Origin of the sequence: Paraburkholderia sp. GAS334 (genome assembly GCF_050436625.1) — a bacterium.
Taxonomy (GTDB): domain Bacteria; phylum Pseudomonadota; class Gammaproteobacteria; order Burkholderiales; family Burkholderiaceae; genus Paraburkholderia.
This window is the reverse complement of sequence record NZ_JBNDMO010000050.1, coordinates 1-15126: the sequence shown is the minus strand read 5'-3', so window position 1 is coordinate 15126 and position 15126 is coordinate 1. Positions and strand designations below refer to the sequence as shown.

Annotated in this window: 10 protein-coding genes, 1 pseudogene and 1 riboswitch; of the genes and pseudogenes, 8 read left to right on the top strand and 3 right to left on the bottom strand. The window is 61.4% G+C overall.

Annotated elements, in window-relative coordinates; all coding sequences use genetic code 11:
• From dmeF to P3T21_RS36285, 4 genes and pseudogenes are all read left to right on the top strand, one after another.
• Complete coding sequence (dmeF, locus tag P3T21_RS36300) at positions 1 to 1290, top strand: CDF family Co(II)/Ni(II) efflux transporter DmeF (RefSeq protein WP_429260695.1); 1290 nt, start codon at positions 1 to 3, stop codon at positions 1288 to 1290.
• Positions 1291 to 1293: 3 nt separating this feature from the next.
• Positions 1294 to 1509, top strand: coding sequence for a DUF1289 domain-containing protein (locus P3T21_RS36295; protein ID WP_429260694.1), 216 nt, complete (start codon positions 1294 to 1296; stop codon positions 1507 to 1509).
• Positions 1510 to 1588: 79 nt separating this feature from the next.
• Positions 1589 to 1770, top strand: a riboswitch (yybP-ykoY riboswitch).
• A 41-nt stretch (positions 1771 to 1811) separates the two neighbouring features.
• Positions 1812 to 1934 (top strand): annotated as a pseudogene (locus P3T21_RS36290) (TMEM165/GDT1 family protein); the annotation flags it as partial.
• Positions 1935 to 2509: 575 nt separating this feature from the next.
• Positions 2510 to 3142 (top strand): TSUP family transporter, encoded by a 633-nt coding sequence (locus P3T21_RS36285; protein WP_429260693.1) that lies wholly within the window; start codon positions 2510 to 2512, stop codon positions 3140 to 3142.
• Positions 3143 to 3259: 117 nt separating this feature from the next.
• Here the strand turns inward: P3T21_RS36285 and P3T21_RS36280 are convergent, their stop codons facing one another.
• Together P3T21_RS36280 and P3T21_RS36275 are read right to left on the bottom strand one after the other, a co-directional pair.
• Entirely contained in the window at positions 3260 to 4801 is a 1542-nt protein-coding gene (locus tag P3T21_RS36280) for a sialidase family protein (protein ID WP_429260692.1), read from the bottom strand.
• Between the two features lie 64 nt (positions 4802 to 4865).
• On the bottom strand, positions 4866 to 5588 hold the full coding sequence (locus P3T21_RS36275) for a hypothetical protein (RefSeq protein ID WP_429260691.1): 723 nt from the start codon (positions 5586 to 5588) through the stop codon (positions 4866 to 4868).
• Between the two features lie 892 nt (positions 5589 to 6480).
• Here P3T21_RS36275 and P3T21_RS36270 point away from each other — a divergent pair.
• The 3 genes from P3T21_RS36270 (at position 6481) to P3T21_RS36260 (ending at position 11307) form a co-directional block, all read left to right on the top strand.
• A complete protein-coding gene (locus P3T21_RS36270; RefSeq protein ID WP_429260690.1) occupies positions 6481 to 8805 on the top strand; it encodes a sialidase family protein in 2325 nt (774 codons plus the stop codon).
• 235 nt (positions 8806 to 9040) lie between these two features.
• On the top strand, positions 9041 to 10594 hold the full coding sequence (locus P3T21_RS36265) for a sialidase family protein (protein WP_429260689.1): 1554 nt from the start codon (positions 9041 to 9043) through the stop codon (positions 10592 to 10594).
• 395 nt (positions 10595 to 10989) lie between these two features.
• Complete coding sequence (locus P3T21_RS36260; RefSeq protein WP_429260688.1) at positions 10990 to 11307, top strand: hypothetical protein; 318 nt, start codon at positions 10990 to 10992, stop codon at positions 11305 to 11307.
• Positions 11308 to 11800: 493 nt separating this feature from the next.
• Here P3T21_RS36260 and P3T21_RS36255 read toward each other — a convergent pair whose 3' ends face one another.
• A complete protein-coding gene (locus P3T21_RS36255) occupies positions 11801 to 12835 on the bottom strand; it encodes a hypothetical protein (RefSeq protein WP_429260687.1) in 1035 nt (344 codons plus the stop codon).
• A 662-nt stretch (positions 12836 to 13497) separates the two neighbouring features.
• Here P3T21_RS36255 and P3T21_RS36250 point away from each other — a divergent pair.
• Positions 13498 to 14682: a hypothetical protein gene (locus P3T21_RS36250; RefSeq protein WP_429260686.1), complete on the top strand. Its 1185-nt coding sequence runs from the start codon at positions 13498 to 13500 to the stop codon at positions 14680 to 14682.
• Positions 14683 to 15126: the final 444 nt, after the last annotated feature.

The following is a 15126-nucleotide window of genomic DNA, read 5'->3' as shown; positions in this document are numbered from 1 at the left end:
ATGAGTGATTTTAAAGACGCCGCATTCGGCGCAGGACATGACCACATCTTTCTGGGTGCCGGTCATGAAAAGAACGAGCGCAAGACGTGGGCTGTGATTGCGCTGTGCAGCGCGATGATGCTGATTGAAATCGTGGGCGGCAGTATGTTCGGCTCGCTCGCGCTCGTCGCCGATGGTCTGCACATGTCGACGCATGCCGGGGCAATGCTGATTGCTGCGCTCGCGTATACCTATGCGCGGAAACATGCCTCCGATTCCCGCTTCGTGTTCGGGACCGGCAAGCTGGGCGACCTCGCGGGATTCACCAGTGCCATCGTGCTCGCGATGATTGCGTTGCTGATTGGCTACGAGGCGGTTTCGCGCTTTCTGTCGCCGGTACCCATTCACTTCGGTGAAGCAATTCCCATCGCGGTGGTTGGCCTGCTGGTCAACCTAGCGAGCGTGTGGCTGCTGAGCGGCGGCGATCACGGACACAGCCACGGGCACAGCCACGGTCAAAGCCACGGACATGGCCATGACCATGATGACCACGCTCACGAAGAGGAGGTGCAGAAGATTTTCGCCCCATCCGGCGTGTTTGCCGTGTCCATCTTCGAGGATGGCGTGCCGCCCGTTTTCCGGATTACGCCTGCGACGGAGGGTTCGCGACTGGACGCTTCGGCGATGTCCGTGACGACGGTACGACCCGATGGGACGCAACAGGTATTCGCGCTGTCGGACCGCGGCGGTTATCTGGAATCGAAGGAAGACATTCCCGAGCCACACGCCTTCAAGGCCATCGTGCGGATGCCGGATGGCGAGCACGAGGTTGAATTCGAAGAGCACGAGCACGGCCCCGACGTGCATGACGCCGCGACTCGCGACCACAACATCAGGTCTGCATACATCCACGTGATAGCCGATGCAGCGGTCTCGGTGCTGGCGATTATCGGCCTGGTACTGGCGCGCGCGTTTGGCTGGCTGTGGATGGACCCGTTGGCGGGCATCATCGGGGCACTGGTGATTGCAAACTGGTCGTACGGGTTGATGCGAGATACTGGCGCAATCCTGCTCGACATGAGTCCGGACCGGCGTATGGCGGAGAACGTGCGTCACGCTATCGAGGACCGTGGTGACAAGGTTGTCGACCTGCATGTATGGCGGGTGGGTCCGGGTCACATGAGCGCTGTCGTGTCGGTCGCGACCAGTGAGTCCCAGCGAGACTCGCGCTTCTATCATGTGGTGCTCGGACGCTTCAGGGGACTGTCGCATGTCACCGTCGAAGTGCAACCCGCGCATGCGGTGGCCTGACCCATGGCAGTCAGGTCACCGTGCGTCGATGTGTGCGCCTTCGATGGCAAGACCAGATTGTGCGTTGGATGTTTTCGTACGCTCGACGAGATTCGGGGGTGGAAGAAGATGACCGACCACCGGCGCCATCAGGTGATTAACGACCGGGCGCAGCGACAGGCCAAGCTGCAACGGGACTCCCCCGAGTTGCCTGCGGAGCCCGCAACTTCGGATAACTGATTCCAACTCGCGGGCGCAGCCTCCGCCACGATTCCATTCAGGCGACTTGTTTCTGTAACACGCACCGCGATAGAAATCGTACCCGCTCATTGGGGAGTAGCCGCCTCGACTGCAAGGTTCGAGGGCGCACGTCAACACACTTGGCGAGTCGAGAGACGCGCCATGGCGCGCGCAGCCAAGTGCCTGGCAAGACCGATGACACGCATTCCGACCTGACCGGGTCGCCGGAATGCGCGTCATCGCGTTCCGTCAGCGCGGCCCGGCTACAACAACCCACGCAGTCCTTTCTTGTTTCAACCAGTGTGGTTGGTCTCGCCGAAATCGGCGACAAGACTCAACTCCTGTCCCTCGTACTGGCTGCGCGATATTGCAAGCCCATTCCCATTATCCTTGGTGTGTTCGTCGCCACACTTATCAATCAGGGGGCATCTCAAGAAACGGATTTTTTCGTAGATACGTTAAGGTGTTTGAGTCGTCGCCAGTTCTGTCCTTGCCGAACCGCTCGAATCGCTTGCTGACGGTCCACTCTGCCCCCAGATCGGCTTGTTGTTGGGAGGCGGCACGCTATTCGGGCACGACGTGTGTAGGCGAGTTCGGGTTCGCGCTGATGGCCGGGGGCAATATACCTGGCCGCGCACGGGTTGCGTCGATCGCACTCTGCGACGAAGCGCGAAAGCTTAATTAGGACCACGCCAATCTATGTGCACTGGCGCTGCTCGCGATCTCGTTCGCGTTGCAATCCGCGACCAATACATTGCAGCGTCGTGAAGCGCAGCAACGAGCGCGATAGCACGGCTTAGATTGCGTCGTAGCGAACTCCACAGACACAAGCAATGGACATGAAAAACACTCGACCGGCTGTTGTGGGTGCGGGTGCTGTGATCGGCACGTTAGGCGACCCTGTCGGTCTCCGCGGTGCGGTGTTTCCGCTTGCCGCTGCTCATCGGTGCGTTTCAGTTCACTGCGCTGGACGCGGTGATTCTCAACAAGGCTAAGAGCCTTGTCGTTGTCGCTTCATCACTACCGTTTCGGGCACAGACGGTTCCGTGAAGGGCCGTGGTCGCGCATTGGCCTGGTCATCGTGAACCTGTTGGCCGGTAGCCTCCTAGGCGCATCGCAGGGTGCCAACTGGGTAACGCGGACGCGCCCGCAGCTGCTGTATCGGGTGATCACCGTCCTGCTCGTCGCGATTGCCCTGATCCTGCTGTTCGGCCACGACGCAACGCGGCACGGTGCATTGCTCGTCACGGCCGTCATGCAGGTTACGCTCAGCGTCATCGCTGGCTTCGCTAGTGGCAAAGTTGCCGCACTGATGGGTGTCGCCGGCGGCGAACTGTTGGTGCCGACGTTGGTGCTGCTCTTTGGTATCGACATCAAGCTCGCAGGCAGCCTGAGTCTCGTGGTAAACAATGCGGACAATGCTCACGGGGTTTGTGCGCTACAGCCAGGACCGCAGCTTTGCCGTCCTGGGACAGAACCGGGCGGTCGTGGTCCTGATGGCGGCCGGCTCGATTGGGGGCGCGTTTGTGGGCGCCCAGTTGCTCGGCTTGGTCTCCAGCGCTGTTCTGCTGCCAGTTCTCGCAGCGATTCTGGTGTGGTGCTTTCGTCGGTCAAGGTCTGGCAGCACGGCTGACCGTGAGGGCCGCGGGACCACCCCGCCCAGGGATCACGCGTGGCATGATTTCAGACGCGACACGCTCCTCGTGAAACGCTACCGGGTCCGCAGTGGGTGACCGACAGATTATGCGGTCTACTCGTCTTCATCCTCCTCCTCTTCACGCTCGATGCTGTCGATGATCCGCCATAGCAGCCGCGACATCCCACGAGTCTTTCCCCCCAGGTGCTCGTCGCCCTTGTCCTCTTCCGCGACGCGTTCAAGCCTCAGCTTCCTGATCGACACCTTTTCATACTTCAGACCGTCGATCTCGAGGCGCTCGAAGCCACCAAACCCGCGCTCCTCGCCTTCCTCTTCATCTTCATGCCACGAGATCTTGAAGAAAAACGGATCAATCGACGGCGCAATTACAGGGTTACCGGCGAGGTCCAGGAGTTGTTTCGTCGTGAAGTTGACGTTCCGCTGGTAGCGAACGCCATGGGGAAAGTTCGCCAGGTCCGGCGTGTTGTCAGTGGCGAACGTACCGTAGAAATCACGCCCGTGCGCCTGGAGACCGTTGTAGTCTCCAGTCCAGTTTGTGGCCGCCGTGTTCGCGAGCAGGACATCATGCCAGTCCACGCCGTTCCGGGTGAACTGCACGTGGTGCTCCCAGCGCTGCGCCCCGCCCGGTCCCGTCAACCGTTGGTACAAGACGCCAACCCTGCCGTCGCTGCTGACAGCGAGGCCGGGGTTCTTGGCGTTCGAAACCGTGAGGAGCTCGGACGACCACGTCTTGCCATGATCGGTCGACCGGCGTACGTGAAGGGTGTAGCTCGTCCCCTGCATATCGCACCAGGCGACCCAGGCCCGCCCGCTGTGCTTTGGCCGCGGATCGACGGCGAGAGCGAGGTCGGAGCCGAACCGGTCCGGGCCAAGCGAGCCGTTGAAGTTGGCATTGAACCCTGTGGCAACCCGCACGCCGAAATGCGAGTCACTGGAATCGACAAGGTCCTGGAAGCCGCCCGATCCCCAGTTATCGTCCCGCGCCACGACGACGTCCGAGATCGTCGAACCCCATGTAGGTGGCACAAGCGCCGCACGCCAATCGAAATAGGCCGCATAGACGGTGCCGTCGTCATGGATCGCGGGCCGAACGGACGGGGCGTTCCGGGTCACGGCGCGATTTTGCAACTGAACCGAATTAAAGACGGGGGCCAAGGCCGTTCCGTCCTGGCAGACGTCGATCGTCGCGACCGAAGTGACGAAATTCCAGTTGGTGTAAGCGGCGTAGACTCGATCCTTGCCCGCGTCGGGCCCCTTTCGAACCGTCTCGACTGCCATCCATGGCTGATCGATGTTGGGCTCGGTGTCGATCTGGACCATCGGCGCGCCGGAAAACGCGTTGGTCGTTCCGAACACCGCCAGCGGCGCGCCGACGAGGTCGCCGCAATAGAGCGCGTTCCGGCTGAACTTCGCGTTATAGTCGTTGGTGGAAGCGGGAACGATTCCCGCTTCTGCCCACGTTTCTCCACCGTCGCTCGAGAGAAAGATAACAGCGGTGGGCGTGGCCGTGAACGCGGTCGCCCCGATAATGCGCGGATTGGCGGGGTCCACCGCGATATTGGTCTCTGAATCGTCATTGCTCTCATTGCTCTGAGACTGCGGGATCATGTTCACGACCGTGATCTTGGTGACCATCGCTGTCTCCTTCTGGACGAGGTCCACTGCGAAATCGATGACGCCCAGATTCTTGCGCCGCGGCTTATTGTTTCAGAAGCGATTTAATCTCGCGAAGCAAGTCCCGCGATTGCACATCGTCCGGGTCGAGCGCCGTCAGAAAGTGCTCCGGAGCTTTCAGCGCCGTTTCGTGACGGAGAATGAAGATCGCGGCCTCATGCTCCTTGAGCCGGGGAGCAACGCGCCACGGGGGAGCGGGATTGGTCGGGAACAGCACACTTACGCGTTCTCCGCCCTTGCCCTTAAGCGTCGACACAACGCGCACGACCGCGAGACGGTAGTTTGGCGAACGAAGCATGGAACCATCCGGAACCGGACTGGCCCCTATACTCTCCACCTCGCCGTCTACAACCAGCACGGCGCCGTCGAGTCTAGCCTCCAAACGGCGAATCGGTAGTCGTTCCACCGCTTCTGCCACCTCTTTTTCGGCCTGCGCCGTCGCCTTGAGGTGGTCTACTTCGCGCAAGGCGATCTGCACCCCGTACAGCCAATCCGTGGCAAACACGAGCAACTTGTCGCCGAGAGCCGGCGCACTGCCCGCGAGGAGCATCGTGACCTCCCGACCGCGAAGGCCACCGACGCCAACTGACGGGCTCGCCCGGAACGCTTCGTCGACGTGCGCGACGATCAGCCCGGGACCGGGACGGACGGCGGGCTCGTTCGAAGCGTTGAGTTGCGTAACCGTTGCCTTGAAGACATAGCTCGATTCCTCGACGAGCCGGTCCACTCTTTCAGTCTCCGTTGCCATGTGTTCTCCTCTTCTTTGACATCCCGGTCGCGTCTCTCACCGCCGTACCCTGGACCTGACATCCTTGAGAAGGGCTTCATCGATTGTCATTAATGAAAGTCGCCCGTTGTCTACGGCATGACGATGATAAGGATTGCATACGAAAACGTCGCCAAAAAATCGAGAACTTACATAACCGTCATTAAATCGTCATTTTCAACTTATGGACAATGCGCACCCTCTGCTCACCGAAAATGATTCGAGGACGCTCTTTAGGTTACTTCGTAGTAAAGGCAACAGCATCGGATTGTTCAAGTAGACTTTTCTTAAGTCTAGTTATTCATGTAAATAATAAAGCGCTCAGCATAATTGTCACGATCGACAAGATGGTAGAGATTGGTTGCATCGGCAGGTGCACGACTTGTAGTCCGCAGTCGCCACTACCAGGCCAAATCTCCAGCGTCTTGTGGCGCTTGATGAACCTGGCGTCCGCGGCGCGTGTCTTCCAAACAGGTCAAACGGGCGGTCAGGGCGATCAAGAACTCGTATACACCATTAAAAAAAGTGGAAAGAATTGCCTTGCATTATTGCCATCTTCTTCTAAACATAGACTTGTTGCGGCGATTCTGTACGCTGAAGAGCGCGACCACAAATTCTTAGCGGCGAAAGGGACATGGAAGTACTGGCCGATCAGGCGTGATCCGGGCGTATTCGTGTCACCGTGTGGGCTCAGCCGCGAACAGCCTCACCGTTCGCCTGGGATAACCGCGCACTATCCACCGGCGCACTTCGAGCATCGACCCGAGTGATTGCAACCCGCCAAGGCTGTCCTTCGAAGCAGTTCTGCCGGCACATGCGGGAACGCTTTGGGTAACTCTCTCCGCGCTCCATCCGCCACCTCCCGGGGGCAACAATGCTACCGCTCATTCTTGGACCAAGATACAACATCCGCGTCACCTGCGATGCCAGCCCCAGCAATGACCGAAGCGAATCGACAATAGAAGTCAATCCGACCAATCCGTACAACATGGTCGGATCGTCCAAACGGTTCACCGACCCGCACACCTATGCGTTCTCGCTCGCAGCGTATTCGACATTCGACGCGGGTCGATCGTGGCAGGAGGCTGCGCCCCTCGGGCTCCTCGCGGGCTGGGACGGAGTTTCGGATCCGACGGTCGCCTTCGACGACGTCGGCGGCGTATATCTCGTCGCTCTTCCGTTTCAGGGAGCCGAGCCGATGGCGATCGCCGTGTACAAGTCTACGGATGGCGGTTTGACCTGGTCCGCTCCGAACCTCATTCACTCGGCGCCTGGCGACGACAAGCAGTCGGCCGCAGGCGACACCAATCCCGGTAGCCCCTATCATGGCCGTGTTTACACCGCCTGGGACGGGCCGGGTGGCATGCTCTTCGGGCGCACGATTGACTACGGAACCAGCTGGCGCGGGACCGGAGCGAACCCGGTCGGAACGTCGCTTGCGCCGGCATCGTTCGGGCCCCAGGTCGTCGTGGCCGCGGACAGTAGCGTCTACATCTTCTTCATCGCCGGCACCGACATGCAGTTCGTCAAATCCACCGATGGCGGGGATTCGTTCTCGAACCCGGCCACGGTCGCGAGCGGAATCACGGGCTTGCCCGGCCAGCTACCCGGTGGCACTTTCCGGACGCCCACGGTCGCGACGGCCTGTGTCGGCGTCAATGCGACCGACCTGATTGTTGCCTGGGCCGACTATCGACAGGGAGTCGCCCGCATCTACTATGCGCGCTCCAACAATCGCGGCGCCGTCTGGCAGGCGGGCAGTGGCTCCGGCATGCCGCTGATGAGCGGCGGCGCTGTCTCTGCCCCTGATCAACACGAGTTCCAGCCGCAGCTTGCCTGCACGCCACAGGGGGACGTCGGCTGCGATTTCTATCTCTTCGGGCCGAAGGGAGGCGGCACGACGCCGCTGATCGACGTTGTCCTGACAGCGTCGGCCGACAACGCGGCAACCTTCGTGGATCGGGCCACGGTGACCGAGATGCCGTGGGACCCCACAGTGGATGCCGTCTGGGCGCACGGAGATCCCAACGTCACCTTCATTGGCGATTACTTCGGTCTGGCCGCGAGCCCGCTCGGTTTCTTCCCGTTCTGGATGGACACGCGCACCGGAACCCAGGAAATGTTCACGGCGCGCGTCGCGGTCCGGCCCGCGAACGTCTACATCCGGGATTCCTCGAGCGACACGGGAACGGTACCGTCACCCGGTAATCACTGGGAGGCTCCGGATCTGATCGTGCGCCGGCAGCAGGACGGCAACGCCGTCTGGGTCGATCAGGATCTGCTGCGCGACGGTGTGACGGACCATTTCATCTACGGCAAGATCACCAACCTCGGGCCCAATCCCGCAGAGAATGTCACGCTCGCTGTCACCGTTGGCAACTATCCCGCGCTCGATGCGCTGCCTGGGCTGGAGTTTCGTTATCCGCAGGATTGGTATCCGGGCGACTGGCAGACGGCGGCGGTCCAGCAGAGGCACCTGTACCTCGGTGAGAGTGCGCCGATGAATCTGGCGGTGGGCGCCACCCGTATCTTCGGACCCGTTCGCTGGCCTGCCATTCAGATTCCTCAGGAGGGAACCTGGCATCCATGCCTCCTGGCAGAGGCGCGCGGAAACAATAACGACTCCGCAGGTGGCCCCAATGGCGCCCCACAGCTGGTCGCGCCCGGTACGTGCGATTACGGCAGCTACTTCTGGGGCGACAATAACATCTGTCAGCGCAACCTGTCATACGCACATGTCTTCGCCGACGCCGAGAGCCTGATCGAGTTGCCCTTCATCATTGGCAGCCCGTACAGCCATGCAAAGCTGATCGAGGTCATCGTCCACAGGGGTCACAGGCTGGACGACGTTCCGATGAAGCTAGAAGTCCTTCCGCCCAGGAAGGGGGAGAAGCCGCCTGTACCTGACGGGAATCACATGCACGGCGCCAAGCTTTCAGGCAAGCATTGGAACCTGACCCATCGAGTGGCTGGAGTCGGCTTTGCAGTTGAGCCAGGGCAGACGCTTCGCCTGACGCTGTCGCTCAAGCTCCCCAAGGCATTCGATCTCGACGCGCCGACCAAAGTGACCGTCTTCCAGCGCAACGACGGCCATGTCACCACGGGCAGCGCCATCCTGGAGCTCGTTCGCGGCCACGTCAGGCACGCGAACCACGAACCGAAACAACCTGCTTCTGCGGCGCGCAAAAAGGGGCGGTGAAGCCACGGATGATCCAAGTTCTGGCCTTTACTGAATGCGCTTTACAAAATCGACCTGCCTGCGCCGTTCTTTAACCATGATGTTGCGAAACACATTTCTTACCTGGGTTGGCCACGCCGGGCTGCAAGGCTTCACCGGCCAGATGGTTCTGGTCGTGCATTCGTGACCACCCCGTGAATGAAGGTTTGGCGCGGGGTAATCGCTCGACCTTTCGAAGAACCGATAAGGGGAGATCATGTCGAATATCCAGGTCACACACGACGCGAGCTTGAACAACGCGAGAAGCGAAAGCAATGTCGCCGTCAATCCCAATAACCCGAAGCAGATCGTGGCGGGCTCCAAGAAGTTCCGGGACATTCACAACTACGACTTCGTTCTGGCCACCGAATACTCAACGGATGGTGGTCTCTCATGGCATGATTCTGCCGCCTTTACGCTATCCGGCTTTACGCTTCTCACTGACCCTGCTCTTGCATGGGATGACGTGGGCAACGTTTATCTGGTCGGTCTGTCGGGTAACAATCCGCCGACCTTCGATACCGTTGGCATCGTAATCTACCGGTCAACGGATGGTGGACAGACCTGGAGTGCTCCGAACCCGATCCACAACAGCGTTGGTGACGACAAGCAGTGGGCGGCCGGCGACACGAACCCGGCCAGTCCGTTTCATGGCCGCGTCTATGCGGTCTGGGACGACGGATCCGACATGCGTTTTGCGCGCACCAAAGATCATGGCGCGACGTGGGTCGGGACAGGAGCAGGAGCAACGCCTGCTGGAACGATACTCGTCAATGATTCGTTTTCACCCGAGATCAACGTCGCCGCCAACGGCGACATCTATATCGTCTGGATCGCGGGAAGCGAGATCAAGATGGTCGTATCGACAGATGGCGGCGACAGTTTTGCGCCCGCCGTGTCGCCAGCCACGGGCGTTACCACGCTCGACGCCGCATTGCCGACGATTCATGGGTGGCCGGTGTTGCCCGGCGGGAACTTTCGCGTGCTGACGATACCATCGGCCTGCGTCTTCGGGAGCACGGTCGCCGTGGCGTGGGCCGACTTCCGCGAAGGCGTGTCCCGTGTCTACTGCGCAGTTTCGACTGACGGTGGTGCCAGCTGGCCCACCGGTTTCTCGGGAAAGCCGCTGCTGGGAGGACCGCTACCCGCTGGTTTTCAGCACTTTCACCCGCAGATCGTCACCGATCCCAGCGGCGTGATCGGGTGCGCTTTCTACGAGTTCGGACCCAAGCCATCGACGCCGCTCATCGATGTGATCATCGCCCAGTCGGTTGACGGCGGAACTTCGTTCGATCATGCGACCCTGACTGACCAGCCGTGGGATCCGGCAGTGGACGCTCCCTGGAGCCACCACGCGGACGCCACCCCCATTGATTCCAGCGTGACCTTCATCGGCGACTACTTCGGGCTGGACGCCAGTACGCGGGGATTCTATCCGCTCTGGACGGACACGCGGACCGGCATCCAGGAACTCTGGACTGACATCGTCCGGGCCCATGCAATGCTCAAGATTCCGCCCGGCCTGTATGGGGAGGTCGCCCAGATTCTGGACGGCATCATTCAGGACGGCGGTGGCGACGAGATCGTGGGCGGGCATATCATTCACATTCCGCCCTGGGGACCCGAACTGGATATTCTGCTGGGTGTCGCGATCCAGCGGATCGCCACGCTGGTCGCCAGCCCCGGGGGTATCGGCATTCAGAAGGCAGCCATGGCCATGATAGCGCACGTAGCTCAACAGGAAGTAAAGCGTCTTGAAGGCAAAGGATAGCCGACCAGCGCGTTGTGCAAGAGTTCACCAACGTGCTGACTTATATCGTGCCGGCCGTCATCTGCGCTCGCATTTTCGCGCGATGCAATACAACCACGGATAGACGAGCGTAGCTGTCCGTCAGCGTGAGCGGCATGCGCGATCCACCGTATCGACGGCGGTGGATCGTGTTAGGTCAGTGGCGGTGCGCTTCGTGTCTGACGGGCGCGATCGGGTCGCGCCAGTTTGCGCAGGCGCGAGCCGTGCGGATCCATGAGCAGGCGCGCACGAAAAGGATAGTGAGCGCCGGCGATGGCCAACACTCAGGTGACTCGCCAGTCCAAACGATGCGAGAGGCGAAGGCACTATCGCCATGACCCCAACAACCCGCAGCAACTGGTTGGCGCGTCGAGGAAGTGCAAAGCATCGCGGCCTATGATTTCACCTCGGCGACGGTCTATTCCACCGACGCCGGCATCACATGGCACGATTCCGCGAATCTGGCAACACCCGGCTGGACTGGTGTTTCCGACCCGGTGCTTACATGGGACGATAGCGGCAACGTCTTCCTCGTGGGCGCCGCGTTTCCGGGTCTCGCCAAGGTCACGATGGGCGCGAGCAATGATTGCGAGGCAGAATGCAAGAAGCACGCTGACAAGCACGCGCCCTGCAAGGCGTTCATGAAGTCGTGGCGGACATGCGCCGATGAGTGTCGTCGGGCGCTTGGGGGGTGAAGTCCTGAAGACGCCGCCGGGCGATCCGGCGGCAGAAGCACTTTCACGTGCCGGGCGGTGATCGCGGCGAGACAGTGGCCCGGGCGGACTCCCGCACTGGCTTTCCGCCTGACGGAAAGTCCGTACGAACTGTCATAAATGTTTCGCGTACTATTCTTGTCGGCCTCTCGCCGGTCCGCCATGCTCCGCCGCCACCGTCAGAAGATCGGGGCTTTGCTCGGGATGCTTGCAATCCCACATTGCCCACGCTGGGTCTGCCGCGCACCATGACGGTTGCCTCTAAATACCCCCTTTTCGCGTATCCGGCCCATCATAGCGCCGTCATGCTCCTCACGACAGACAGCAGTCGGGCCACAGGTGGCCGCGCACCGTCGCTTGGTTGATCGTTTGCAATCTGGCTACTGTTCGCCGCCGAATGTCGGAACAACCCCATGATCCGAGACCGCGGTAGGAGGCGATTGGCCCTTCGATCGTGGTTTCAGCCTGCGATGGCTCATCGCGCGGACTCCGGCGCTTCGTCAATCCCGTCGGGCAGAGTGTAGGTGTAGGCTTCCGCGCCGGCCAGGAGCCCCGGTTGTCGAAGCGTTCCGCCACCGTTGCCGCTGGTCGGATACCACCGAGTCGACGTCGGATCGAGTACACCGACAAACCCTTTGCGCCAGTGGTGATCGAGGAAATCGCGATACGCGACGTAGCCAAACACCCACAGGTGGGTCCCGCCCTTCCTGATGCAATCCACGTCGTCGCCACTTAGGCTTAAGGACTCGGCAAGGCTGTACGATTCTCCCTGCTTCACGATGTTGCCAAACGCGCCGGGATCGTCAATAGCGCCGCCCGGATAGCGCGGCTTCGGGTCGAGCTGCGCCACGAGCTTCCAGCACAACGCAGCGCGCGTCACCTCGGCGGCCGTGTGACCGTGGTTGGTCAACGTCACGACCAATCTACCGCCGCGCCGCGCCGTGTTGGGATTCATGTCTTCTAGCAACAGACGCATGTCGGAGACGATCCAGCGTGGCTGCTCGGCCGCGACCGAGGCCTCTGCACTCAACCGCGCTGCAAGCGCGCTTTGCGCGGCCGCATTCGCCGCTTGCCTGGCAATCGCGACGCCCGCACGGGTTTCCCGCCACAACTTGTACGTCGACCGGCACAGGAAGCCAGTGAAGACGGTAAGCAGCCCGGCAGACGCAATCAGCAGTGCGTTGCTGATCTTCATCCGATGGCCGCCGAGGTACCAATACTCGTCAGACTCGGACTCTTCCGTCTCGCTGCGGGTTGGCGGCTGAGCGATTCGTCCGGCTGACGCCGCCAGCGCCGGCGACTCCCCAACCGGACGCGTCGCAGACACCGCGCCATCGGCAGCCGTTGCGCTACCCGTCGGTGAAGCGGCGCGAGCGCGTGGCGCAGCTGCCATCGCAGTGTCGCTCGCGGGAGCGGTCGGGCCGGCCTTCGGCACGGACGCCTGTCCAGGCGTCGAGGCCGACGTAACGCCGCCTGCCAGCGCCAGAATCACCAGGGTGCTTCGCTTCACGTTTGCAGCTCCTCGACGTTGCCCATCGGCGCGCAACTCGGCTATGAGTGCGGCGATCGCCGACGGAATCTCGTCATTGACCTTCCCATAGACCTTGATCCACCGGGCAAACTCGGCTTGTCATGGTGCGAAGAGCCGTTGGGACATGTTGGCGTTGCTCACCCGTGACTGGCGGATCGCATCGATGCAGTCGACCGACGATTCTGGCAGAAATATCTTAGGCCGGCTCGGACGCTTCGCTCGTCGACGACCTGTTGCATTCAGCTGCTCGTGCGTGGGCCCTGCGCGTCGTAGCAGGCTGACACCCGGCACGCCGCGATCCATAGCGGCCAACATCTGCATCAACTCAAGAACTGGCGTGGCAAGCGCCCTCGGTTTGGCCAGTCACGCTGGAATATTTGCCCGTGCCAACCGTTTACTGCGCACGCTTCGCCCGCATTCGAGTTTGCCATCGGACGATCCGGCAACGGGTCTGCGTTTGCCTGGTTTGCATGATTCGCCCCACCGCTGCCGACGCTGTGCGGCCCGCGTTCGAGTCGCAGGACTGCGGTGCTAGCGTCCGTTGCGCGGACACGGGCGAAATTCGCTAGCGGCGGCCGGCACGCGATGCGTGCAGCGACAACAGACGCGTCTGCCCCGCGGCTTTCGTGGAGAACCAAGTCATGAATCCCGTCATACAAGGTCTTACTCCGAAAATCGACCGGCAATCCTGCCAGCGCGTTGCCCGTGGACGAGGCCGCGCACTGAAGCGTCTGCTGCTGGCCACGCTATACGGCACTGGTCTCGCGCTTTCCACAGTGGGCACCGCTATCGCTGGTGAGCTCATGCCGTTGCTGCCGCCGTCGTTCGTCACCTCATCGACGGTCCCCGCCAACGGCGACCTCAATCCGTACGGCGCCGTCTTCGTGCCGGACGGCTTCCCCCGCTTCGGCACGATCGCCGCAGGCGATCTGCTCGTGTCCAATTTCAACAACGCGCAGAGCGCAGGTAACCTTCAGGGCAAAGGCACGACCATCGTCAAGATTGTGCCGCACGACCAACCGGTCACGTTCTTTCAGGGTCCTGCGCGTCTCGGTCTGAGCACCGCGCTCGGTGTGCTCAGGGCCGGCTTCGTGCTGGTCGGCAGCGTACCGACCAAGGACGGCACGTCCGCAACGATCCAACCCGGCTCGCTGCTGGTGATCAATCGAAGCGGCAGCCAAATTGCGGAATGGACGCCCACGATGGCAAAGATCAACGGTCCCTGGGATCTGACGATCTTCGATCAGGGCGACCACGCGAAGGTATTTGTATCTAACGTGTTAGATGGCACCGTCACGAGGCTCGACGTCAGCATCGACGATGGCGGCGTTCATCTGAACCGCGCCACGAAGATCGCCTCCGGCTATACATTTCGCAGCGATCCGGCAGCACTGGTCGTCGGACCGACAGGACTCGCCTACGATCCACAGCGCGACGTGCTGTATGTCGCGTCGACCGCCGACAACGCGATCTTCGCCGTCTTCGGTGCGGGCAAATCGCAGCACGACGGCAGCAAGGGTGTGCTGATCTATGCGGACAACGCTCATCTGCGCGGACCGATCGCGATGACCCTCGGACCGAACGGCCACCTGTTCGTCGCGAACGGCGACGCGGTCAACGCGGACCCGAAACAGCCGAGCGAAATCGTCGAATTCACGCCGCAAGGCCGTTTCGTCGCGCAGCTTTCCATCGATCCGGCGCCAGACGGTGCGTTTGGAATAGCGTTCGCACAACCGCAGCATGAGTTCGTGCGCTTTGCAGCGGTCGACGACAACACGAACACTGTGACCGTCTGGACGCTGCCATTCGAGACCGTGGGCCAATGAGGCATAAATCTGCACGCGGCGCATCGCACAATGAAGGTGCCCGCGTGCGGCCCCCAGCGGACATTCGCCAAGTCGTGTTGCTGCCGCGAACAACCGCTTGGCCGGTGACCTGCAGAGCGACCCGAAGGAGTGGAGGCCGTTGTACCCAGTAACCTGCTGACCAGGTGCCGCCTGGTCCACCGTCCGTTGAGGGTCGACTGCTGGCCCGATGCGGATCGATCAACGGCGGGCCACGCCGCCTGTTCAATGTAGGACACCGGTTCGGCCATGAACGGTCCTTCGCTCACGCTGGCGCTCGATCATTGAAACGGCTGATTGGCATGGGCGGATTCAACCGGTGGATGCAACACACTTCTATGGGGCATTGGAAGTCAAGCCCTTGGGTGGTCTGTTTTCCGTGGGTCAGCTGTCTCCAATTGAGGGTGCTGCGAGTTATCCACCACG